This window comes from Herpetosiphonaceae bacterium (assembly GCA_036374795.1).
Classification (GTDB): Bacteria; Chloroflexota; Chloroflexia; order Chloroflexales; family Kallotenuaceae; genus LB3-1.
The window spans coordinates 1-23328 of record DASUTC010000099.1; the positions used below are offsets into that span (position 1 = coordinate 1).

The following is a 23328-nucleotide window of genomic DNA, read 5'->3' on the forward strand; positions in this document are numbered from 1 at the left end:
GCTGCTGCGCCTGGCCGCAGCTGAGTATATCCTGCTGCTGACGCTGCACCACAGCATCGCCGATGGCTGGTCGGTGGGCGTGCTCAGCCGCGAAGTCGCGGCGGCCTACGCGGCGGTGCGTGCGGGACACCTTCCCGATCACACGCCGCTGCCGGTGCAGTACGCCGACTACGCGCGCTGGCAGCGCCAGTGGCTCGCCGGGCCTGCGGGCGCGCGCCTCCGCCGCTACTGGCAGCGCCAGCTCGATCAGGCCCCCATGATCCTCGATCTGCCCACCGATCGCCCACGCCCGGCGACGCTCAGCTATTCCGGCAAACGCCACCCGTTCAGCTTCTCCCAGGATCTAACGGCGGCGGTCGAGCGGCTGAGCCAGCAGACGGGTGTTACCGTCTTTATGACGCTGCTGGCGGCCTTCGCCACGGTGCTCAGCCGCGCCAGCCGCCAGGATGATCTGCTGATCGGCGCGCCGAGCGCCAACCGCGCCCATACAGAAACCGAGCGGCTGATCGGCTTTTTCGCCAACACGCTGGCGCTGCGGGTGCAGCTTGCGGGCGATCCGCGCTTTCGCGAGCTGCTCCAGCGCGTGCGCGCGACGTGCCTCGGCGCCTACGCCCATCAAGATCTGCCCTTCGAGCATCTGGTCGAGCTGCTCCGCCCGCCGCGCGATCTGCGCTACACCGCGCTGATCCAGACGCTCTTCGTGCTGCAAAACGCGCCGCTGCCGCCCTTCGAGCTGCCGGGTATCGAGGCGGAGATGCTGGAGGCCGACACCCAGGCGGCCAAGTTCGACCTGACGCTCTCGATGCTGGAGACGAGTGGCGTCCTCTCCGGCACGCTGGAGTACAACCGCGACCTTTTCGACGAGACGACGATCGTGCGGCTGCTGGCGAACTTCGAGGAGGTTCTGAGCCGCGCGAGTGCCGATCCCGACATCAGGCTCTCGACGATCTATGCGCGTATCCCATCGCCGAAGCTTCAGATCGTTGTGGCGGCTAGCTTCACCGCCGATCCGATCGCCGATGCGCTGGCCTTTTGGATGGAAGAGTTCAACATTCCACTGCGGCTGGACTTCGCGGCCTATGGTCAGGTCTTTCAGCAGCTTCTCGATCCCACCAGCAGCTTCGGCGCGAACGTCGACGGCATCAACGTTGTGTTGCTGCGGCTCGAAGATTGGGCGCAGCACTGCGACAGCGCGCGCGAGTTCGGCGCGCGGCTGCGGCAGAATAGCGCGGACTTCTGCGATGCCGTTCGCAGCTTCGCCGCTGCGCAGCCCTGTTTGATCGGCCTGTGTCCGCCCTCCGATGCCGTTGCCGCCGATCCCGATCGTCTGCGTCACGTGATCGAGGCCCAGCAGGCGCTCACGCAGGCGCTCGCAGCGCTCGACTCGGTCCATATGCTCGATCTGACCGGCATCGCCGCCGAGTATGCGATCGCGCAGGTCAACGACGCACAGACCGACGCGCTCGGACATATTCCGTACACCGACGCGGGCTTTGCCGCGCTTGGCACCGCGATTGCGCGGACGATCGTCGGGCTGGCCTCTCTCAGGCCCGATGTGATCGTGCTGGACTGTGACCATACGCTGTGGCAGGGTATCGTCGGCGAGGATGAGCCTGAGCAGGTGCGAGTCACGCCGCCGTATGCCGCGCTTCAGGAGTTGATGCTGCGGCAAGCGCGGCGCGGCGCGCGGCTGTGTCTGTGCAGCAACAACCGCGAGGCCGACGTGATCGCGGCGTTCCGCAGCCACCCCGACCAGCCACTGCGGCTGAGTCATCTGACCTCCTGGCGCATCAACTGGGAGTCGACCGCCGACAACCTGCGGGCGCTGGCAAATGAGCTGCGCGTGCCGCTGGATCGCCTGCTCTACATCAGCCAGAGTCCGGTCGCATGTGCCGAGGCTCGCGCCCTGCTGCCACAGGTGATGACGCTTCAGCTTCCGGCCAACCCCGACGATATTCCGGCATTTTTGCGCCACGTCTGGATCTTACAGCCCGCCGATGTGTCGCCCCGGCCCGCTGTTTCCGCCGATCGGATCGCGGTTCCGGCGGATGTGGCGCTATCAGGATAGACGATCCGCCCAAAGGAGTTTTTAGCATGAGCCTTGAGGAGCTTTTCGGCAGTATTCTCGACGTGGAGCCATCATCGCTGACGGACGCGACAGCGCAGGCCGCGCTCAAAGCCTGGGATAGCATGGCGCATGTCAATCTGATCGCGGCGCTGGAGGAAACCTACGGAGTTCAGTTCAGCACCCAGGAGATCCAGCAGATGACGTCAATCGGCGCGGCGCGTGGGCTGCTGCGCCGCAAAGGAGCCGACGTATGAGCCTGCTATCGATCCGCCTGCGCTGGAAGCAGATCCTTCGCTCGGAGCGACCGGAGCAGCTTCGGGTGGCCGTGCTGGCAAGCTTCACCGCCGCGCCGATCGTGCCGTACTGCGGCGTGGCGCTGGAAGATCTTGGCCTGCCCGCCGACATCTGGATCGGCCCGTTCAACCAGATCGCGCAGGAATGCCTCTCCGACGCCAGCGAAACTGCGGCGTACAATCCCGATCTGCTTCTGTGCTGGCCCCGGCTTGAGGAGCTGTGGAGCGGACAGCCGCTCCCGCTGGTCGCTGACAACCGCCGCTATGTCGACGATGCGCTGGCGCTGGCCGAAACCTGTCTGGACGCGGCCCGACGCTGGCAGTGTACGCTGATCTTCGTGCTGCCCGCGCTGCCGGAAGTCCGTCCGCTTGGCCTGGGCGATGCCCATCTGACCACCGGCATCGCCGCGACGGCAACGCTGGTCCGCGAGCAGCTTCGGCGTCGGCTGAGCGGGCAGCGCCATGTGCTGCTGCTCGACCTGGAAGAGATCGTGCGGGCGCTCGGCAGCAGCGCCAGCTACGACGAGCGCATGTTTGCCATCGCCAAGATCCCGTTTACCGAAGCGTGCTTCCAGGCGGTCGGCGAGCGGCTGGCGCGACTGATCCGGATCAGCCGCAGGGCAGCGCGCAAAGTCGTGGTGGTCGATGCCGACCATACGCTGTGGGGCGGCGTGGTCGGCGAGGATGGGATGGATGGCGTCGATCTGCGCGATGGCGGCGCGGGCGAGGCGTTTCGCAGCTTCCAGGCATTTTTGCTTGAGCTGCGTCGGGCAGGGGTGCTGCTGGCGCTGTGCAGCAAGAACCACGAAGACGATGTGCGGGCGGTCTTCGAGCGGCGCGAGATGCGGCTCAAACAAGCGCACTTCGCCGCGTGGCGCATCGGCTGGCAGCCCAAATCGGAGGTGCTGCGCCAGATCGCCGACGAGCTTGGCCTGGGCCTCGATAGCCTGGTGCTGATCGACGACAATCCGGCAGAGATCGCCGAGGTCAGCGCGGCGCTGCCGGAGGTTGCCTGCATCTGCATGCCCGCCGATCCCGCCGAGTGGCCGCGCGTCATGGCTGCGGCGGGCTGCCTGGATCGCCTGCCGCCGACCGCCGAGGACTTGCAGCGCGCCGATTTCTACGCCCAGGAGCGACAGCGGGAGAGCGTACGCAGCCAGAGCATATCGCGCGAGGAGTACCTGGCTCAGCTCGACGTGCAGGTGCAGATCTTCGCGCCGACCGCTGGCGATCTGCCCCGGCTGAGCCAGCTTGTCACCAAAACCAATCAGTTCAACCTCAACTGTCGCCGTCGCAGCCAGCCGGAGCTCGCCGCGCTCTGCGCCGATCAGCGCTACGTCGTGCGGCTGATTCAGGCGCAAGATCGCTATGGCGACTATGGCATCGTGGGCGCGTACATTGTCGATCTGGAAGCGCAATCCGCCGAGCTGGACACCTTTCTGCTGAGCTGTCGGGCGCTGGGCCGTGGCATCGAGGAGGCTATGCTCGCCGATCTCTTCGACGAGCTGGAGCAGCGCGGCCAGCACAGCCTTGTCGCCGCCGTCGAGGAGCATCCGCGCAACGAGCCAGCCCGGCGCTTCTTCGCTTCGCTCGGCGCGGCGAGCTGCGGCCAGCCCGGCGAGCTACGCCGACCAGGCTGGCCCGCCTATATCGTCCAGGGGGAGGCGGCGCGGCGATGAGCGGCGATCCTCACAGCCCAAAGGCGACGCTGCGCTTCTCCGACGACGATCTGGCCTGCTTCAGCGCGGCCAGCCACGACCGCAACCCGCTGCATCTGTCGGCGGAGTACGCGCGCAAAACCGCGTACGGCAGGCCGGTTGTCTTCGGCATCCTGGGCGCGCTGGTCTGCCTGGGCCATCTCACGGCTCGACCCGATGATGAGCTGACGAGCCTGGTGCTAGAGTTTCTCAGCCCGATCTTTCCGGGCGTTGCGTATCGCATCGAGATCAGACAGCAGACGGAGGAGAGCGCCAGCGTGCGGCTCTACGACGGTCAGCGCGCCGTGCTGCGGCTCAACGTCTGCTTCCGGCCCGGCAGCGGGACGCGGCCAGCTCAGGATCATGAGACGGTCGCGCCCGCGCATACCGAGGCGCTGGATCGTCGGGCTGCCGACCTCGTACCCGGCAGCGGCGTCTCCGGCTGCTACACGCCCGACTGGCATCAGCTTGCGGATCTCATCGCGCGCTGGGATCTGGCCGACAAAGGTCTGAGCCCGATGCAGGTTGCCGCGCTGCTCTGGGCCAGCTATCTGATCGGCATGGAGCTGCCCGGACGAAGGGCGCTCTTCGCGCGGCTGGCGCTGGAGTGGGAGCCGCAATCCGAGGCCGGGCCGCTGAGCTATCGGGCCGTAGTGCGCACGCTGGATCCGCGCTTCAATCTGCTGCGCCTCGACGTAGCGCTGGACACTCCTACCGGCGCTCCCACCGCAAAGGGCGAGCTACGGGCGTTCGTGCTGCCTGAGGCTCGCGGCCTGCTGGACGCGCCCTTCGAGCGCTCCGAGCGGCTGGCGGGCCGTGTGGCGCTGGTGATCGGCGCGAGCCGTGGGCTTGGCGCGCGGCTGGCGCAGGCGCTCGCGCTGCAAGGCTGTACGGTCGTCGCCAACTTTCAGCGCAGCGCCGCCGAGGCCGAGCAACTTCAGCGGCAGCTTGGCCCAGAGGGCACCGACGCGCCCGGCAAGGTCGTCTTGCTGCAAGGCGACGGCGGCGACGCCGCGTGGTGCGCTGCCGCTCGTCAGCGCGTCCTTGCCGACTATGGACGGCTGGATATGCTGATCTGCAACGCCTCTCCAGCGCTGGTGCCGCTCTGGCTCGATCCCGGCGCGCTTGAGCGCATCCATGACTACGTTGCGCGCAGCCTGGCGCTGGTCAGCACGCCGCTGGCGGTGTTTCTGGAGACGCTGAGCGAGCACGATGGCCGGGTGGTCGTGCTTTCTTCGGCGGCGGTCACATCGCCGCCCGCCGCGTGGCCGCATTATGTCGCGGCCAAGAGCGCGATCGAAGGGCTAGCCGCCGTTGCCGCGCGCGAGTACCCGATGGTTCATTTTCTGGTGGCACGACCGCCCCGCCTGCAAACCGATCTGACCAGCACGCCGACCGAGTATCAGGCCGCGCTGCCGCCGGAGCCGGTCGCGGCGCGGATCGCGGCGTGGCTGGCCTCGCCCGGCTCGGCGGGACAGATCGAGATCCTCCAATCGTTTACGTGATCGCCGCTGAAGGAGATGCGATGCGACTCGAAGATTTTTTAGCTCAGCTCCAGGTTGAGGTCACGCTAGAGCCGCTGGTCGAAGGCGATCTGGCCCATGTGGCGTACCTGACGGAGCGAACCGCAGAGTTTCATCTGACGGGCCGCGCGCGCTCCGTGGATGAGCTGGCGACGCTGTTGGAAGCAGACCAGAGCGGCGGCTGGCTCGTCGCCGTCCGCGACCGCTTCGGCGATTATGGCGTGGCGGGCGCGATCGTCGTGGCGTGGGACCGGACGGAGGCGCTGGTCGATAGCTTTGTGCTGAACTGCCGCGTCCTGGGCAAGCAGGTCGAGGACCTGACGCTGCAACAGGTGGCGCACATCGTCCAGGCGCGGGGCTGTGAGCGGATCAGGCTGGTTCATCGCGCGACACCGCGTAATGGCGCGGCGGCGGCCTTTGTCGAGCACATCGCGGGCGACCGGCTTCAGACAACCGAGGACGGCTGCCAGGTAACGCTGCCGCTGGCCGTGTTGACCACAGCGCCGACGCTAGCCGCGCCGTCCCAAAGACCACGCGCCGCTTCCTCGATCGCGCGACCTGCCGCCGCTGCCGCACGGCACGACTCGTCAGCGGCCTCCGATCTGCTGGCGATGCGCTGGGAGCGCCTGGCACCGACGCGCCGATCGGCGCTGGTGAGCGAGATCGCGACGACGCTGCGCAGCGGCGATCGGATACTGGCGCAGATCCGCCAGCGGCGGCGACACTCCCGCGAGCTGACGCAGCACTATGCGCCGCCGCGAACCGAGCTTGAGCGGAGCATTGCCGTGCTCTGGCAAGAGCTGCTGGGCGTCGATCAGGTAGGCCGCGATGACGATTTCTTCGCGCTGGGCGGTCACTCGCTGCTCGCCGCGCAGGTCGTCGGGCGGCTGCGCAGCGCCTACCACATGGATCTGCCGCTGCGCCGTCTGTTCGAGCATCCGACGATCGCGGAGCTGGCCCGCTGCATCGAGCAGACCGAGCCGAGCACCGCTGTGCCGCAGGTACCGATCGTGCCCGTACCGCGCGACGAGCCGCTGCCGCTCTCGTTCGCGCAGCGGCGGCTGTGGTTTCTGGATCAGCTTCAGCCGGGCAATGCCGCCTACAACGTCCCGACCGCTGTGCGGCTGCATGGGCCGCTCGACCTCGCCGCGCTGGAGCAAGCTCTCAACGCTGTGATCGCGCGCCACGAGACGCTGCGCACGACGATCGGTGTGCGCGACGGCGATCCGATCCAGGTGATCGCGCCCACGCTGAGGATGCCGCTGCAAGCCATCGATCTACGCGCCCATCCGACCTCTGAGCGCGAGTCTGCCGCCCTGGATCTGGCGACTTCGGAGGCACAGCAGCCCTTCGATCTTGAGCGCGGCCCGCTGATTCGTGCGGTCGTGATCCAGATTGATCGGGCCGAGCATCTGCTGGTGCTGGTGCTGCACCACATCATCAGCGATGGCTGGTCGATGGGCGTGCTCGTCGAGGAGCTAGCCGCGCTCTATCAGGCGTTGCTCGCGCATACGCCGCCAGCGTATGGCCCAGCCGGCAGCCCGCTGGCGATCCAGTACGCCGATTTTGCCGTCTGGCAGCGCCAATGGCTGCAAGACGCCGCTCTGGAACGATTACGCGCCTACTGGAAGCAGCAGCTTTCCGAGCGCGGCGCTCTGCCGATCCTGCAACTGCCGATCGACCGGCCCCGTCCGGCGCTGCCGTCGGGACGGGGCGCGCGCCACAGCTTCGAGCTGCGGCAGCCGCTCGCCGAGGCGCTTCGTACCTTCAGCCAGCGCGAAGGCGCGACGCTGTTCATGACGCTGCTGGCGGCGTTCGCGACGCTGCTCTCGCGCTACACGGGCCAGACCGACTTGCCGATCGGCACGCCGATCGCCAATCGTGCCCGTCCCGAACTTGAGCGGCTGATCGGCTTCTTCGCCAACACGCTGGTGCTGCGCGTCGGCCTGGACGGCGCGCCGACGTTCCGCGCGCTGCTGCGACGGGTGCGCGACCTCTGCCTGGGCGCGTACGCGCACCAGGAGCTACCCTTCGAGCAACTGGTCGAGATGCTCCAGCCGGAGCGCGACCTGAGTCGGCATGCGCTCTTTCAGGTGATGTTCGTGCTTCAGAACACGCCGCTGGCCGCGCTGAAGCTGCCCAGTCTGAGCTTCGAGCCGGTGCGCCTCGACAGCGGCACGACCAAGTTCGATCTGACGCTGACCTTTGTCGAACAGGGCGGCGGGCTACTCGGCACGCTGGAGTACAACACCGATATTTTCGTCGCCGATACGATCGCCAGACTTGCCGAGCATCTGACGGTGCTCCTGCGCGGCATCGTCGCCGACTCCGAGCGCCCGCTGCGCGATCTGCCCTGGCTGACCGAGCGGGAGCGTCGCACGCTGGTGACGGAGTGGAACGCGACCGACGTGAGCTATCCACAGCATGGCAGCCTCCATGCGCTGATCGAAGCGCAGGCCGCGCGCACGCCCGACGCGATTGCGGTCGTCTTCCAGGGGCAGCGTCTCTCCTACGACGAGCTGAATCGACGGGCGAACCAGCTTGCGCATCACCTCCGGCGGCACGGCGTCGGGCCGAGCAGCCTGGTCGGCGTGTCCCTGGAGCGCTCGCTGGATCTGGTCGTGGCGCTGGTCGGCATTCTCAAGGCGGGCGCAGCCTATGTGCCGTTCGATCCCTCCTATCCCCACGAGCGCCTACAGTTCATGATTGAAGATGCCCAGGTGCCGGTGCTCGTGACACAATCGCAGCTTCTCGCGCGCCTGCCGGAGACAAGCGCATTGCGCATCTGTCTGGACGATGCCGATCTCCTGCGCGGCGAGCCCGCGCATAATCCTGAGGTTGCGCTCGATCTGGATGATCTGGCGTATGTGATCTACACCTCAGGCTCGACGGGCAAGCCCAAAGGCGCGATGAATACCCATCGCGGCATCTGTAACCGCCTGCTGTGGATTGAGGCGACCTATCCGCTTGCGGCTGACGACCGCCTGCTGCAAAAAACGCCGTTCAGCTTCGACGTGTCGGTCTGGGAGTTTTTCTGGCCGCTGATCAGTGGCGCGACGCTGGTCGTGGCGCGGCCTGAAGGCCACAAAGATCCTGAGTACCTGATCGACGTGATCAACCGCGAGCAGATCACCACGATCCACTTCGTCCCATCGATGCTGCGTGTCTTTCTGGAAGCGCCGAACGTCGAATCCTGCACACGTCTGCGGCGCGTCCTCTGTAGCGGCGAGGCGCTGCCCGTCGAGGTGCAGGCGCGCTTTTTCGCCCGTCTCAAGGCCAAACTCTATAATCTCTACGGTCCGACCGAGACGGCGGTGGAGATGACGTACTGGGACTTTTCGCAGCCGCACGAGTGCCCGATCGTGCCGATCGGCAGGCCGATCGCCAACACGCAGATCTATGTACTCGACCGCTACGACCAGCCCGTGCCGGTTGGCGTATCCGGTGAGCTGCATATCGGCGGCGTGCAGGTGGCGCGTGGCTACCACAATCGCCCCGCGCTGACCGCCGAGAAGTTCATCCCCCATCCGTTCAGCAGCATTCCGGGCGCGCGGCTCTACCGCTCCGGCGACCTTGTGCGCGCGCTGCCCGACGGCAACATGGAGTTTCTAGGCCGCATCGACTATCAGGTGAAGCTGCACGGTCTGCGGATCGAGCTTGAGGAGATCGAGGCCGTGCTGCGCCAGCATCCCGCCGTACACGACGCGGTCGTCGTGGTCCGCGACGATCACGGCGGCCAGCGGTTGGTGGCGTACGTCGTAGCAAACAAAGACGCCGGGCACCCTTTGGGCATGGCACCCGGAACAGCGAACAGCGCAGCCGATGATTCTTGTTCTCAGCTCTCAGTGCTTGGTTCTGCCGACGTGCGCCAGCATCTCGGCGCGCGGTTGCCGGAGTATATGATTCCATCCGCGTTCGTCTTCCTCGACGAGCTGCCGCTCTCGCCGAACGGCAAGGTCGAGCGCAAAGCGCTGCCAGCGCCTCAGGCGGCGAGCACAGAGCGCGAGAGTCGATCCAGCCCGCCGCGCACGCCGCTGGAGCAACGTCTGGCGCGCGCCTGGGCCGATGTTCTGAATCTAACGCAGATCGGGATCGACGACAACTTCTTTGAGGTCGGCGGCGACTCGTTCCGGGCGATTCAGCTTGCGCAGCGTCTTGAGCACGCCGTATCGGTCGTGGACGTGCTGAAGCACCAGACGATCCGCGAGCAGGCGGCGTTCATGCAGGCGGGACTCCCGGCGGAGCGCTCGATCCTGCATCGGATCGGCGGCCCGCAGCGGCCTGCGATGACACTCGTGTGCGTGCCCTACGGCGGCGGCAACGCGATTGCCTATCGGCCACTGGCGCAGGCGCTCCCGCCCGACTATGCGCTGTACGCCGTGCAACTGCCAGGTCACGATCTCAGCGCCCAGGACGAGCCGCTGGAGCCGGTCGAGGCCATCGCGCGGCGCTGCGTGGAGGCGATTCGCCAGCTCGATCAGCCCGTCGCGCTCTACGGACACTGCGCGGCAGGCTGCGCTATCAGCGTCGAGATCGCGCGGCTGTTGCAGGCAGCAGGCACGCCGGCTCAGGCAATCTTCCTGGGCGCGCTCCTCCCGCCGCGCCCGCGCCGCTTTGGGCTGAGCCTGCCGCGACTATCGCTCTTGAATAGCGCTGTGCCAGATACACTGCTGCATAATTACCTCAAGCGCCTGGGCGCATTCGACGGCCAGATCGACTCTGCCGAGCTGCGCTTCATCATGAAGCTCTTCCGCCATGACGGACGCTGCGCGATGGACTATTTCGAGCGTGTGCTGCACGCAGAATCTCAGGCCAGGCTTCAGTCGCCGGTCTTCTGCCTGGTCGGCGATAGCGATCCGCTCCCAAAGATTATGCGCGTCGGGTCCACGATTGGCAGCGCACCGCCGAGCGCGTCGAGCTTAAGGTGATCGCCAATGCCGGACACTATTTCGTCAAGCACCAGGCGCGAGAGCTGGGCGCGCTGATCCCGCAACTCCTGGCCGAGAGCATGGGCGCTCCCGCCCCGCTGCCGTAAAACGATCGCCCGGCGGGGAGTCTTGATCGCGTCTGACCTGATTGGAAGGCGGCGCGCAGGATTACCTGCGGAATAAAGTCATATTGACGGATCACACGCCGTGCCGTATGTTGGCCGATAGGAGCTTCTCGCCGCAGCGCACGGGCGCTGCACCGACCGATCATCCATCACGTTCGACCAAAGTGGGTAGCCATGAGCACAAAACGTCAAAGCAAACCAACTCAGCACAACGCCTCACAGTCTAGCCACATGGCTCGTAAAGCCGCACAGCCTCACTCACAGATAGATCAGGATAGCGGGCCGACGCCCGCCGAGGCGTGCATGAGCGCGCAGCCGGAGCAGCTTCAGCGGCTCCATGCCTCGCAGCAGCAATCGGTATTGCGCAAAGTGCAGCAGGTCAGCGGCAATCAGCATGTGCAGCGCCTCACGACCGAAGCGCCGTCGATCATGCGGCATGCCGTCGCGGGCGGCCCGATCGGCACGGCGACCGTGACCGCAACGGTGTTGAACGTGCGACAAGCGCCGTCGCAGACCGCCAACCGCATCGGGCGGCTCCAGCGCTCGCAGGTGGTGCAGGTGCTCGCGCGCCAGGGCGAGTGGCTGCGGATCAAGCTCGGCGACAGCGTGGGCTTTATTCACGGCGATTACGCCACCTTCAGGCCCGCGCCGGCGCAGCCGCAGCCGCAGGAGCCAGGAATGCTCGATCAGGTCGGCGGCGCGCTCAACTCCGGCATCCGGCAGGTCGGATCGTTCCTGGGCGAGATGTGGGGCAGCGCGAAGGAAACTGCCGGGGGGCTGTTCGGCGGCTCGCGAGATGCCACGCCCGCGACTCAGGGTGGTCGGCAGCAGCGACCGGCAACCACGACGGGCGGCGCAGGTCAGGCCGCGCAGGGCCACAATCCCAACGCGATCCTCTCGGAGCTAGAGACGACGGGCGCGTCGGCGGCAACCGCGCGCCAGGATGGGCACCGACAGGGCGGCGTCGAGGCGTCGGAGAAGCTGGCGCAGCGCGATTTCAACGCCCTGCGGCAGTACGTGGCAAACTTCGTCGAGGTCGGTGAGGCGACGGGGCTGCCTCCGGCGCTGCTGGCCGCGATTGCCAGCCGCGAGTCGCGCGGCGGTACGGCGCTGGATCGCAACGGCTACGGCGATCACGGCAACGGCTTTGGGCTGATGCAGGTCGATAAGCGCTACCACGAGCTGGCAGGCTCCGCGCACAGCAAAGAGCATATCGCGCAGGCGGCGGGCATTCTCAAAAGCAACCTGGAGCAGATCGAGCGCAAGTTTCCGCGCTGGACGCCCGCGCAGCAGTTGCGCGGCGCGGTGGCCGCCTATAACTTCGGCGTGAAAAACGTTCAATCGCTGGAGCGCCTGGACATCGGCAGCACCGGCGACGACTACTCCGCCGATGTGTGGGCGCGTGCCCGCTACTACGCGGGGCTGCCGGAGTTCAGCCAGGGCAGCGATCGGGTGGCGACGACGCCGACGATGCCGGCGGCGCGGCAGCGGCAGCAGCCGGGGCAGCAGGCCGCATCCGGTCGCGATACCTCCGGCATTACCGTCAGCTTCGGCTCCAACGCCGATGCCTCGGTGGTCAGCGCGTACACGCTTCAGGTGCTCAAGGAGTGTCTGGCGGCGGCAGGCGAGACGAGCGCGACGATCACCAGCACCTCGCGCGATCCCTACAACCAGGCGCGCGTGATGTACGACAACATCGTCTCGAAGGGCGTCGCCTCGCAGAAGGCGCTCTATGCGGCGGGCGGCGATCGCGTGATCGATGTGTATGTTGCGTCGCGGGCGGCGGGCAAAGATCGCGCCGAGATCATCGCCGCTATGGAGGCCAGAATTCGTGAGCTGGGGCCGAGCACGGTTTCAAAGCACTGCGCCGATCCGGCGGTGCTGGGCGTGATCGACGTTTCTCCGGGATCGATCACCAATGATGCCCGGTTCATCGCCGCCGTCGACGCCGACGCGCGCGTGTCGAAGTTCCTGCATCCCGGCAACAGCAGCGACCCGGCGTATCACATCGAGATCCCGCAGCGCTAAACACGCAGCAGACACGAGAGCGAGCAGGACACGATCCTGCTCGTTTTTGTTGTGCGGGGAGAGGGAGTGGGGGAATAATGGAGCAAGTGAACAAGGGAACAAGGGTGAGCGCAGGTGCAGAAGGGCTGAGGTATGGTGCAGAGGCGTTGAGACACGGTGCAGAAAGGCTGAGGCATGGTGCTCAAGCGTTTCGTGCAGGCGCGGAGGCATTTCGTGCAGGCCCTCACCCCGGCGCTACCGCGCCACCCCTCTCCCACTGGGGCTACGATCCATCCACAGTCCAATAATTCCAACCATCGCTCTAAACCAGAACCACCCGGCGTCCATGCTACAATAGCGCCTGTCTATTACGGTGGCTCGTACGCAACGTACGCGCTATCACTGAGAAGGTACATCGTGATCGCTGGTCAAGGGTTGAGCTGCGCACGGCGGATTCGCGCCTGGCGGAGCATGATCGTTTGAGCATGAAACAGGCACGTGTGGCAATCGTCGGGGGCGGGCCTGCCGGGCTGAGCGCGGCGCTGGCGGCGCGGAAGCTTGGCCTGGACGTGACCGTCTTCGAGAAGGCGCTGGATTTCGAGCGCGTCGGCGGCGGGCTGCTACTGCACAGCAACGGGCTGCGCGTTCTGGAAGCGCTGGATCTGCTGGATCAGCTTCGTCCGGTGATGCGCCCGTCCCCGACCCTGGCGGTTGAGCTGCCCGACGGCAGGCGCTTATCGACGCTCGACTTCCGCAGGCTCAAGATCCCTCACAATTACAGCGCCGTCGTGATGCGCTACCATCTGCAATCCTATCTGCTCTCCGCCGTCGAGTGGGCCGGCGTGCCCGTGCTGACGGGCCACCGCTGCACCGGCATCAGCTACGACGGCGGTCGGGCATGCCTGCGCTTTGCCAACGGCTGCGAGCACGAGTGCGACGTGGTGATCGCCTGCGATGGTATCAACTCGACGGTGCGCGACTCGATCGGGCTGCGGGCACGCAAACACCCGATCGGGCAGGCATACCTGCGCGGCATCGCCGAGCTGCGGCTGGAAGATTCGACGATCCGCGAGATCTGGGGTCCCGACGGGCGGCGCTTCGGGATCTGTCCCCTGCCCGGCGAGCAGACCTACTTCTTCTGCTCGGTGCCCGTGGGCGGCTGGCGCAAAATCTTGAAAAGCCAGCTTGAGTTCTGGATCGAAAGCTGGCACATCTTCGGGCCGCGCGTCGCCGAGGTACTCAGCGCGGTCGGCGACTGGTCGCAGGTCAACTATAGCGAGGTGCATGAGATCGATCTGCGGCGCTGGTGGAAGCTGCCGGTCTTTGTTGTCGGCGACGCGGCGCACGCGATGACGCCGTTCATGGGCCAGGGCGCAAACTCCGCGATGGTCGATGCGCTGGTGCTGATGCGGCTGCTCGCGCCCGCGCTTCAGTCGGGAGCCAACCTTAACCGCGTCGGGCGCAAGTACCAATCGCTGCGCCGCCCGTTCGTGACGCGCATCCAGACGGCGTCGCGGCGGATCGGCGCGGTCGGCAGTTGGTCGTCGGCTCCGGCGCGGCTGATGCGCGATACCACGATGGCGCTGCTGGGCGTCACCGGCACCGGCAGGCGCGCGCTGCTGCTTGGCGCGGGCTATAACCGGCGCGAGCAGCGCTATTTCAGGATCGAGTAGCGTCCGTTTTGTGATTTATGCACAATACACATACAATGATTAAAAAAAGGTTAGCATATATATGATCAACATCTATACCGATCTGGCAGAGGCCCGGCAAACGGTGCTGCGCCGTCGCCTCTTCGAGGATGTGACGGTCGCGCCGCCGGTTCAGGCCAGCCTGGATCGCATCTTTGGCGCGGGCACCACACCCGCGCAGGCGGTCGATCGGATTATCGCCGATGTGCGACAGGAGGGCGACGCGGCGCTGCGGCGCTATAGCGCGGCGATCGACGGCGTGGAGCTAGAATCGGTCGCCGTGGCGCGCGACGAGATCGACGCGGCGTACTCGCAGATCGAGCCCGCGCTGATCGACGCGCTGCGGCTGGCGGCGGCTGAGATCGAGCGCTTCCATCGTAAGCAAGTACGCCAGAGCTGGGTCGATTGGAGCCACGAGGGCGCGCTGGGCCAGATCGTCGTGCCGCTGGAGCGCGTGGGCGTGTACGCGCCGGGCGGCACCGCGCCGCTGCCGTCGTCGCTGCTGATGGCGGCGGTTCCGGCGCGCGTGGCGGGCGTCGACGAGATCGTGGTCTGCTCGCCGCCGCAGCGCGACAGCGGGCAGATCTCGCCGCTGGTGCTGGTGGCAGCCGACATCGCGGGCGTGCAGACGATCTACAAGCTGGGCGGCGCGCAGGCAATCGCCGCGATGGCCTACGGCACCGAGTCCGTCCGCCAGGTCGATAAGGTCGTCGGGCCGGGCAACATCTTCGTGGTGCTTGCCAAGCGCGCGGTCTATGGCGTGGTCGACATCGAGGCGCTGCCGGGGCCGACCGAGACGCTGGTGATCGCCGATGGAAGCGCCGATCCGCGCCTGGCCGCCGCCGATCTGCTGGCGCAGGCCGAGCACGACACGCTGGCGAGCGCGATCCTGCTGACCAGCTCGCGGGCGCTGGCAGAGCAGGTGCAGGCCGAGGTCGGGCGGCAGCTCGAAGAGCTGAGCCGGGCCGACATCGCGGCGATCTCGATCGAGCGACAGGGCGGCATCGTGGTCACGCCGACGATCGAGGCCGCGATCCGCCTGGCGAACGAGTACGCGCCCGAACATCTCTGCCTGCTGGTCGCCGATCCGTGGCGCTACGTCGGCATGGTGCGCAACGCGGGCGGCATCTTCCTGGGAGAGCGCTCGTTCGAGGTGCTCGGCGATTACGTGGCGGGTCCGAGCCACATCATGCCCACGGGCGGCACCGCGCGCTACGCCTCGCCGGTCAACGTCGACGACTTCCGCAAGATCATCTCGCTGGTCGGGCTGAACGATACGGCGCTGCGGCGGATCGGCCCTGCTGCCGCCCGGCTGGCGCAGGCCGAGGGCCTGACGGCGCACGCGGCGGCGGTGCGCAGGCGGCTCGACGAAGCGGCGACGGATTAAGATCGTGACGCGCCGCACAACGACACCGGGAAGCGCCATGCTCCACATCCGACCACAGCGCTGGCTGTGCCTGCTGTGCCTGCTGCTGGTCGCGTGCAGCAGCGTACAGCCCTTGCAGCCGGACTCCGCCACAGCCACGGCCACGCAGAGCGCCGCAGAGACTCCTGTTGCGCCGAGCGCCACGCCTGAGCCGACGGAGATTCCGGTGTCGCCGTCAGTGTTTCCCAGCGACGTGGCGAGCGATCCGCTCCCCACAATCTCGCGCATGCCAACGCCCGCCGTGCCTGAGTCGCTGCTCACGCCGGTCGCGCCGCTGCCGATCGCCGATCTTCAGTTCAGCGGCGAGCGCGCGCTGACGATCGTGGCCGACCAGATGCAGTGGGTGCCGCGTCATACGGGCACGCCCGGCTGGCAGCAGACCGGCGACTATATCATCGAGCAGGCGCGCGCGGCAGGCTGGCAGGTCGAAGAGCAGCGCTTTGAGTATCGCGGCGTCGAGGGGCGCAACATCATCGCCAGGCGCGGAGCGGGGCCGGTGCTGATCCTGGGCGCGCACTACGATACCCGCAAATATGCCGACCGCGATCCCGACGAGGCGCGGCGGCAGGAGCCGGTGCCGGGCGCGAACGACGGCGCCAGCGGTGTGGCCGTGCTGCTTGAGCTGGCCCGGCACATCGATCCCGACAGGCTGGGCCGCGAGGTCTGGCTGGCCTTCTTCGACGTGGAGGACAACGGCGAGATCGACGGCTGGGAGTGGACGGTCGGCTCGCGCTACATGGCCGAGCACCTGCCGATCAAGCCCGACGCGATGATCCTGGTGGATATGATCGGCGATGCCGATTTGCAGATCTACCACGAAACCAACTCGACGCCCGCGCTGCGCGACTCGATCTGGAGCACGGCGGCGGAGCTTGGCTACACGCAGTTCATCCCTGAGCCGAAATACGCGATGATCGACGATCACGTGCCGTTTCTGCAACAGGGCATTGCGGCGGTCGATCTGATCGATTTCGACTACCCCCCGTGGCATACGGTCGGCGACACAGCCGATAAAGTTAGCGCGGCCAGCCTCGAAGCCGTGGGTCGCACGCTTGAGCGCTGGCTGGAGACGCGAGCACAACCATGAGCACACGACCATCATTTCGCGAAGCGCCCGCCGTACGCGACCTCCTGAATCGCTCGACGTGGGATGAACTCGATCGTATCGCCGCGCGCTACGGCGTCCAGTTTGCCGGTCGGCGGCGGGCGCTGGCGATCGAGCGGCTGGCGCTGGTGCTGGAGCGGCCCGACCAACTGCGGGCCGCGTATAAAATTTTGCCGGAGCCGACGCGGGCCGTGCTGGGGCTGATGCTGCTGCTGGGCGGCGTCGAGGATGAGCGCGCACTCTCACAGGCGCGTGACCGGCTGGTAGCCGCCCGACCGGAGCTGGAGTCGCTGCTGATGCGCGTCCATATTCCGAACGAGATGCAGACGCTCGCCTCGCTGGGGCTGTGCTTTCGCGACCGGCGGCGGCTGGTGGTGCCCAGCGAGGCGCTCAGCGCGCTGCCGTGTCAGATCGCTCCCGCCAGGCCAGGCGAGCCGCCGCACACGCAGCCCTCGGAGTATGCCCGGCTGCGCTACACGCTGGAAACGTTGATCGCGGCGATCGAGCAGGCCCGCCCGGTGGCGATCCCGTCCCATCGCGCCAGTCAGGATCGAGCCATGCCCTACCAGCCGCTTCTGCTGACCCACGAGGCAGCCAGCGAGCTGAGCCGCAGAATCAATCTGCCGGTTGCCGAGCTGCTGCTGCTGCTGTCGCTGCTGCACGCGATGGGCGCGGTCGGCGTGGCGCGCGGACGCTGGCAGGTGCAGCCGGAGTGGAGCACGCTGCGAAACCAGTCGCCGCGCGAGCTTCTGACGGCGTTGATCGATGCGTGGCAGCGTCCGCGCCCGATTAGCGATCTGAGCTGGACCCGTGAGTTCATCTGGACCTGCGGGCCGGACGTGGACGGCGCGACGGTGGTCGGGCAGCACGAGGCTAATGTACGGTCGACCCTCTGGCGCTGGCTGCTGTGGTGCGATCAGCAGCCGTTCGGCATCGCCTCGCTGGCGCAGACCTTGGCCGCGCTGCACACGCCGCTGTTCCGCCTGGGCGATGATAACGCGATCTGGATCGCACGGACAACAGGGCGCAGCGTGCCGGTCGAGGAATCGGCGCTGCCTGAGGTCGCGCTGACGATTGTCCGACAACTGCTGCATCAGCTTGGACGGCTGGGCCTCGTGGCGGCGGACGAAACCAGCTGTGAGCGCACGCCGATCGCCGCCTGGCTCCACAGCGAGACGCCGCTCCCCGATGCCGTAGCGCCGGTGCAGAGCGTGGACGCGACCACGCTGCTGGTACATCCGCTGCTGGTCGATCCTCGGCTGATGCGGCTGATCGAGGCGGCGGGGCAGATGTTGCCGCCGCATGGCGCGCACGCTCGCTACGCGCTGGCCGCCGATGGCATGGTGCGGCTGCTGGAAGACGACGTGCCCGTCGCGGAGTTCGAGCGCGCGCTGCTGCAAGCGGGAGCGCAGCTCACGCCGCCGTTTCAGGCGCAGCTTGCGCTCTGGGCCGAGCGCGCCGGTCGGCTGCGGCTGCACCGACCGCTGACGATGATCGTCACGGCGGAGGAGACGCCGATCGCGCAAGTGCTGGCGGCGGCAGGCGTGGCGGATGCCGCCGAGGTGCTCGGCCCCGGCTGCGCGCTGGTCGAGCCGGAGCATGTCGAGGTAGCGCTGGAGCAGCTGCGCGCGCGCGGCTTCTGGCCGCTGGTCGTGGGCGCTGCTGCAACAACCGAGCGGATGTGATACGATTCCGGCGAGAATCGACGTGCATAGATAGGTGGGTGGAATGCATTATCAAGAGCAGCCGCGTGTGCTGGTGCTGCGCGCGGCAGGCATCAACTGCGATGAGGAAACCGCTGCCGCGTGTGAGCTGGCCGGTGGCCGGGCGGAGCGCGTGCATATCAATCGGCTGGCCGAGGGCGGCGTGCGGCTCGACGATTTCGCCGCGCTGGTCATTCCCGGCGGCTTTAGCTATGGCGATCATCTGGGCGCGGGCAAGCTGCTGGCGGTCGATCTGGTCCACCGGCTGAGCGAGCGCTTGCAGGCGTTTGTCGCCGACGGACGGCCCGTGCTCGGCATCTGCAACGGCTTTCAAGTGCTGGTCAAGTCGGGCCTGCTGCCCGGCGCGGCGGAGCAGACAGGCGCTTCGGCGTCGCATCAGACGGTGACGCTGACCCATAACGCGAACGGCCACTACGAGTGCCGCTGGATTCGTCTGGTCGCCAATCGCGAAAGCCCGTGCCTCTTCACGCAGGGTATCGCCGAAACGTTGACGCTGCCGGTCGGACATGGCGAGGGGCGCCTGGTTGCCTCCGGGGAGACGCTGGATCGGCTGGCGGCCAGCCAGCAGATCGTGCTTCAGTACGCCGACGAGCAGGGCAGGCCCGCCGAGGACTACCCGCACAATCCCAACGGCTCGGCGCGCGCTATCGCCGGGATCTGCAATCAGGCGGGCAACGTCTTCGGGCTGATGCCGCACCCCGACCGCGCGTATGTGCCGCAGCTTCATCCTGAGTGGCTGCGCGGCCAGCGCGATCGGCGCGAGGGCGATGGCCTGGCGATCTTCCGCAATATGATCGCGTATGTCGCGGCGTAAGAACCAAGAATTAGGAAGAACAAGGGAACAAGGGAACAAAAGAACAAAGGGGCTTGGGAACAAACAAAGAACCGGGCGCTCTTTGGGCATGGGCACCCGGCGCACAACGAACAAACCAGGAGCAGACGCTCGGAGCTTTGAACTTGAAGCTCCTGGCCCCTGACCTCTGATCCCTGATCTTGGAACTCGAATCGTTGGAGCAAAGGAAGTCATGGACTATAAATCCGCAGGCGTGGACATCGACACCGCCAACCGCGCGAAGCAGATGATGGCGGCTGCCGTGCGGGCCACGCATGGACCGGCGGTGCTGGCGGGCATGGGCGCGTTCGGCGGCGCGATCAGCCTCGCCGACACGCTGGCGCGCAACGCCGATCCCGTGCTGGTCGCGTCGACCGATGGCGTGGGCACCAAGACGCTGATCGCGGCGGCGCTCGGACGCTACGATACCGTCGGGCAAGATCTGGTCAATCACTGCATCGACGATCTGCTGGTGCAGGGCGCGCGACCGCTCTTCTTCATGGACTATATCGCCGCCGCCAAGCTGAACGCCGGGCATGTTGCCGCGCTCGTTGAGGGCATGGCGCTAGCGTGCCGCGAGGCCGGCTGCGCACTGCTGGGCGGCGAAACCGCCGAGATGCCCGATGTGTACGCGGCGGGCGCGTTCGATCTGGCCGGGACGATGGTCGGAGTAGTCAGCCGCGAGTCGCTGATCACCGGCGAGACGATCAAGCCGGGCGATACCGTGCTGGCGCTGCCGTCGTCGGGGCTGCACACCAACGGCTACTCGCTGGCCCGGCGCGTCTGCGAGCCGCTGGGCTACGATACCCGCCCGGAGGAGCTTGGCGGCCAAAGCCTGGGCGAGGCGCTGCTGGCGATCCATCGCTCGTACCTGCTGCATATCGAGGCGCTCTTCGCCACCGACGTGCCGATCAAAGGGCTGGCGCATATTACCGGCGGCGGGCTGTGGGAAAACCTGCCGCGCGTGCTGCCGGAGGGCGTTGGTATCGAAATTCGGCGTGGAAGCTGGCAAATTTCGCCAATTTTTCGCTTTTTAGTCGAGCGCGCGGGGCTGAGCGAGTACGATGCCTTCCGCACGTTCAATATGGGCCTGGGCATGATCGTGATTCTGGACGCCGCCGAGGTAGAGACGGCCCGGTCGGTTGTGCCTGAGCTTCAGGTGATCGGCACGACGAAGGCGCGCGGCGACGGCGAGCGCGTCCGCCTGGTCTAGGCCGCCGCAAGGCCGTGTGATCGGATCATGCAAGATGGAGCAAGAGCTATGGAATATGGCGAAAAACGAGCCGAAGGCAAAACCAAGATCGTCTATGCTCATCCCAGCGATCCCGCACTCGTGGTGCTGGTGCATAAAGACGCGATCAGCGCGGGCGACGGCGCGCGGCGCAACAAGATCGAGGGCAAGGGCGCGCTCAGCGGACGGACAGCGGCGAATGTGTTTCGGTTTCTCAACCGGGCGGGCGTACCCACGCATTTTGTCGCCGCGCCCAGCGCCACCGAGATGGTCGCGCGGAGCTGCGAGATGATCCCGATCGAGGTGGTGATGCGGCGGCGCGCGACTGGCTCCTATCTGCGGCGGCATCCTGAGGCGGCGGAGGGCACCCGCTTCGATCCCGTGCTGGTCGAGTTCTTTCTCAAGGACGACGCCCGGCACGATCCGCAGGTCAGCGCTCAGGAGATCGTCGTGGGGCGCATTGCCACGCCCGACGAGGTGCTCGTGATGGTCGAGCAGGGGCGGCATGTCTTCAGCCTGCTGGAGCAAGCCTGGGCCGATCAGGATGTCGAGCTGATCGACCTCAAGATTGAGTTTGGCCGCGACACATCGGGCGGTCTGCTGGTCGCCGATATGATCGACAACGACTCATGGCGCATCTGGCCCGGGGGCGAGAAAGCGCGCATGCTCGACAAGCAGATCTACCGCAACATGCAGGCGGTGACAGGCGAGGGCCTCGACGCGCTCAAGCAAAAGTACGCCGAGGTCGCGGATCTGACCGAGCGCTTCGGCGGCGCGTAGGCCGCTCAAGCACGCTGCCAAGCTTACGTCGGGGCGTATGGCATACGCCCCGACCGACGTTTTCCCAAAGCATGATTGAAAAACCATCACCACGCTCAGGGCGCGGGTACCCTTTGGGTGGCGTGTCGCCCCGACCGACGTGCCCGGCATCATAATTCCAACACCGTTACCACGCCCCGACACATATCGGGCGGCGATCCGCGCAAAATTCGCTGCCGATCCGCGCCTGTTCTCCCAGATATGCGCCGTAGCAGGCCACTATGCGCGCGATTCGGGCTGCTTCCGCGCTGGAAGGTCTTTTTGCGCGACTCATGTTCAGTGGTGGCATATCGCAGGGTTGCCATAGCCGTGGATCTTTTATGGTAGAATGGCTTCTGGTTCGCCGTGCCCGCGGGCCGTGTGGAGGGTGGGGGGCCACGCCGCCCCTCGCTTATATGTTTATTCGTGGGCCGACAGGCCGGGGCAAGTGCCCTCTGAGCCGGGGCGTTCCCCAGATGTCGCCTTTTCTGATACAGAATCGTATGCGCTGGTTCCTCAACAGGCTTCTTGATTCTGCACTAGGATAACGCATGATTCCGCGAGAGCTATACCGGCTGCTTCAGTGTCCAACCTGTGGCAGCCGGAATTTATATGTCACGCGCGCGGCAGTGCAGTGCGCCGACTGTCACACCGACTACCCGCAGCACGACGGGTACATCGATCTGATGCCGCGCGCCACGAGCTTCGATTACGTATCGAAATATGTGGCCGAAGAAGAGCACATGGCCGAGGAGCTGGACTACCGCGATATTGCCCCGGCGCTGCTGGCTGCGGGCGTGCGACAGCGCGTGCTGCGGCGCATGCTCCGGCTCACACCCCAGGATCGCGTGCTTGACAACGGCTGCGGCAACGGGCGCTTCGCCGTCTGGAACGCCGACGCAGCGGGGCTGATGGTCGGCTCCGATCCGGCGACGCTCTACGCGGACGCGGCGATCCAGTCGATCGCGCTGGCGCAGGCCGACTCGCGCAAGCTGCCCTTTGTGGACGGCAGCTTCGACAAGGTGCTGTCGGTGGATGTGCTGGAGCATTTTCCGCTCGACGTGATCGATGCGTATCTGGCAGAGAGCGCGCGGGTGCTGCGGCCCGGCGGGCGCTTCGCGGCGTTCTCGAATACCAGGGAGCTTTCGCGCGTGCAGCCGCTGATCAACCTCTCGCGGCGGCTTGGGCAGTGGTTCGTCCGGCGGGGCGTCTACGACTTCGAGCGCGAGGCGCGGCGCAAATCGGATCATGTCAAGGCGCTGCGGACATTCGAGGAAGTCGAGGCGGCGCTGGAGCGGGCTGGTATGCGGGTGGTCGAGGTGCGCTTCTGGAATACGGTGATCACCAGCTTCGTCGAGCACGTGCTGATGAAGCTGGGCGAGGTGCTGATCGCGCGCGACCGGGCCAGGCGCGACGGCGCTGCGGTGCCGCTCACACAGCCGAGCGCGCCAGTCGAAACCTCAGACGGCACGCAGCGCGAGATCGTGGCGCGGCGGCGGATTCGCCACCAGCTGACGCCGCGCAGCCCGGTCTACTGGGCGCTCTACGCGCTGACGCTGCTGATGGAGCTGGATGTGCGCCTGCTGGGTCGGCTGCGCACCGGGCCGTACTTTGTGCTGGCCGAAAAGGTCGCGTCGGGGCAGCCCATGCGCGAGCAGACCGCGCGCGAAGTCACGGAGCGAGCGAGCTAAGCTATGCGCGTTTTGATCACCGGCATAACCGGACTTGTCGGCTCGCACCTGGCCGACTACCTGCTGACGCTTGAGGATGTCGAGGTCTTCGGCTTCAAGCGCTGGCGAGCCGACGATCGCACGATTCGCCATCTCTACGGACGAGTACGGCTGATCGAGGGCGATGTTGAAGATGCGTTCTCGGTGGCA

At 66.7% G+C, this 23328-nt stretch carries 15 protein-coding genes; all 15 read left to right on the forward strand.

Annotation, left to right across the window (positions count from 1 at the left end; genetic code table 11):
- Positions 1 to 2068 (forward strand): condensation domain-containing protein (locus VFZ66_07005; protein ID HEX6288920.1); only part of this gene is annotated, 2068 nt, incomplete at its 5' end.
- A 26-nt stretch (positions 2069 to 2094) separates the two neighbouring features.
- A complete protein-coding gene (locus VFZ66_07010) occupies positions 2095 to 2322 on the forward strand; it encodes an acyl carrier protein (GenBank protein HEX6288921.1) in 228 nt (75 codons plus the stop codon).
- Complete coding sequence (locus VFZ66_07015; protein ID HEX6288922.1) at positions 2319 to 4040, forward strand: HAD-IIIC family phosphatase; 1722 nt, start codon at positions 2319 to 2321, stop codon at positions 4038 to 4040. Before VFZ66_07010 ends, VFZ66_07015 begins: the two co-directional genes overlap by 4 nt.
- Complete coding sequence (locus VFZ66_07020; GenBank protein HEX6288923.1) at positions 4037 to 5563, forward strand: SDR family NAD(P)-dependent oxidoreductase; 1527 nt, start codon at positions 4037 to 4039, stop codon at positions 5561 to 5563. The genes VFZ66_07015 and VFZ66_07020 overlap by 4 nt, the downstream gene beginning before the upstream one ends.
- Before the next feature lie 20 nt (positions 5564 to 5583).
- Positions 5584 to 10509: an amino acid adenylation domain-containing protein gene (locus VFZ66_07025; protein ID HEX6288924.1), complete on the forward strand. Its 4926-nt coding sequence runs from the start codon at positions 5584 to 5586 to the stop codon at positions 10507 to 10509.
- 356 nt (positions 10510 to 10865) lie between these two features.
- The gene (locus VFZ66_07030) at positions 10866 to 12662 is read left to right on the forward strand and encodes an SH3 domain-containing protein (protein ID HEX6288925.1); all 1797 of its coding nucleotides are present in this window, start codon (positions 10866 to 10868) and stop codon (positions 12660 to 12662) included.
- Positions 12663 to 13126: 464 nt separating this feature from the next.
- The gene (locus VFZ66_07035) at positions 13127 to 14314 is read left to right on the forward strand and encodes an NAD(P)/FAD-dependent oxidoreductase (GenBank protein HEX6288926.1); all 1188 of its coding nucleotides are present in this window, start codon (positions 13127 to 13129) and stop codon (positions 14312 to 14314) included.
- Positions 14315 to 14375: 61 nt separating this feature from the next.
- Positions 14376 to 15719 (forward strand): histidinol dehydrogenase, encoded by a 1344-nt coding sequence (gene hisD, locus VFZ66_07040; protein ID HEX6288927.1) that lies wholly within the window; start codon positions 14376 to 14378, stop codon positions 15717 to 15719.
- A 37-nt stretch (positions 15720 to 15756) separates the two neighbouring features.
- Complete coding sequence (locus VFZ66_07045; GenBank protein HEX6288928.1) at positions 15757 to 16845, forward strand: M28 family peptidase; 1089 nt, start codon at positions 15757 to 15759, stop codon at positions 16843 to 16845.
- Positions 16842 to 18548, forward strand: a complete 1707-nt coding sequence (locus tag VFZ66_07050; GenBank protein HEX6288929.1) for a hypothetical protein — start codon at positions 16842 to 16844, stop codon at positions 18546 to 18548. Before VFZ66_07045 ends, VFZ66_07050 begins: the two co-directional genes overlap by 4 nt.
- A gap of 43 nt (positions 18549 to 18591) precedes the next feature.
- A complete protein-coding gene (purQ, locus tag VFZ66_07055) occupies positions 18592 to 19401 on the forward strand; it encodes a phosphoribosylformylglycinamidine synthase I (GenBank protein HEX6288930.1) in 810 nt (269 codons plus the stop codon).
- Positions 19402 to 19612: 211 nt separating this feature from the next.
- Positions 19613 to 20632 (forward strand): phosphoribosylformylglycinamidine cyclo-ligase, encoded by a 1020-nt coding sequence (purM, locus tag VFZ66_07060; GenBank protein HEX6288931.1) that lies wholly within the window; start codon positions 19613 to 19615, stop codon positions 20630 to 20632.
- Between the two features lie 48 nt (positions 20633 to 20680).
- Positions 20681 to 21430 carry a phosphoribosylaminoimidazolesuccinocarboxamide synthase gene (locus tag VFZ66_07065; GenBank protein ID HEX6288932.1) on the forward strand — a complete coding sequence of 250 codons (750 nt, stop codon included), beginning with the start codon at positions 20681 to 20683 and terminating at the stop codon, positions 21428 to 21430.
- Positions 21431 to 21999: 569 nt separating this feature from the next.
- The gene (locus tag VFZ66_07070) at positions 22000 to 23139 is read left to right on the forward strand and encodes a class I SAM-dependent methyltransferase (GenBank protein HEX6288933.1); all 1140 of its coding nucleotides are present in this window, start codon (positions 22000 to 22002) and stop codon (positions 23137 to 23139) included.
- Between the two features lie 3 nt (positions 23140 to 23142).
- Positions 23143 to 23328: GDP-mannose 4,6-dehydratase (locus VFZ66_07075; GenBank protein HEX6288934.1), on the forward strand; the 186-nt coding region annotated here is incomplete at its 3' end.

Excerpts from the sequence above, each read along its gene's own strand:
- VFZ66_07010 (HEX6288921.1), top strand. The coding sequence starts at position 2,095 with ATGAGCCTTGAGGAGCTTTTCGGCAGTATTCTCGACGTGGAGCCATCA.
- VFZ66_07015 (HEX6288922.1), top strand. The coding sequence starts at position 2,319 with ATGAGCCTGCTATCGATCCGCCTGCGCTGGAAGCAGATCCTTCGCTCG.
- VFZ66_07020 (HEX6288923.1), top strand. The coding sequence starts at position 4,037 with ATGAGCGGCGATCCTCACAGCCCAAAGGCGACGCTGCGCTTCTCCGAC.
- VFZ66_07025 (HEX6288924.1), top strand. The coding sequence starts at position 5,584 with ATGCGACTCGAAGATTTTTTAGCTCAGCTCCAGGTTGAGGTCACGCTA.
- VFZ66_07030 (HEX6288925.1), top strand. The coding sequence starts at position 10,866 with ATGGCTCGTAAAGCCGCACAGCCTCACTCACAGATAGATCAGGATAGC.
- VFZ66_07035 (HEX6288926.1), top strand. The coding sequence starts at position 13,127 with ATGAAACAGGCACGTGTGGCAATCGTCGGGGGCGGGCCTGCCGGGCTG.
- hisD (HEX6288927.1), top strand. The coding sequence starts at position 14,376 with ATGATCAACATCTATACCGATCTGGCAGAGGCCCGGCAAACGGTGCTG.
- VFZ66_07045 (HEX6288928.1), top strand. The coding sequence starts at position 15,757 with ATGCTCCACATCCGACCACAGCGCTGGCTGTGCCTGCTGTGCCTGCTG.
- VFZ66_07050 (HEX6288929.1), top strand. The coding sequence starts at position 16,842 with ATGAGCACACGACCATCATTTCGCGAAGCGCCCGCCGTACGCGACCTC.
- purQ (HEX6288930.1), top strand. The coding sequence starts at position 18,592 with ATGCATTATCAAGAGCAGCCGCGTGTGCTGGTGCTGCGCGCGGCAGGC.
- purM (HEX6288931.1), top strand. The coding sequence starts at position 19,613 with ATGGACTATAAATCCGCAGGCGTGGACATCGACACCGCCAACCGCGCG.
- VFZ66_07065 (HEX6288932.1), top strand. The coding sequence starts at position 20,681 with ATGGAATATGGCGAAAAACGAGCCGAAGGCAAAACCAAGATCGTCTAT.
- VFZ66_07070 (HEX6288933.1), top strand. The coding sequence starts at position 22,000 with ATGATTCCGCGAGAGCTATACCGGCTGCTTCAGTGTCCAACCTGTGGC.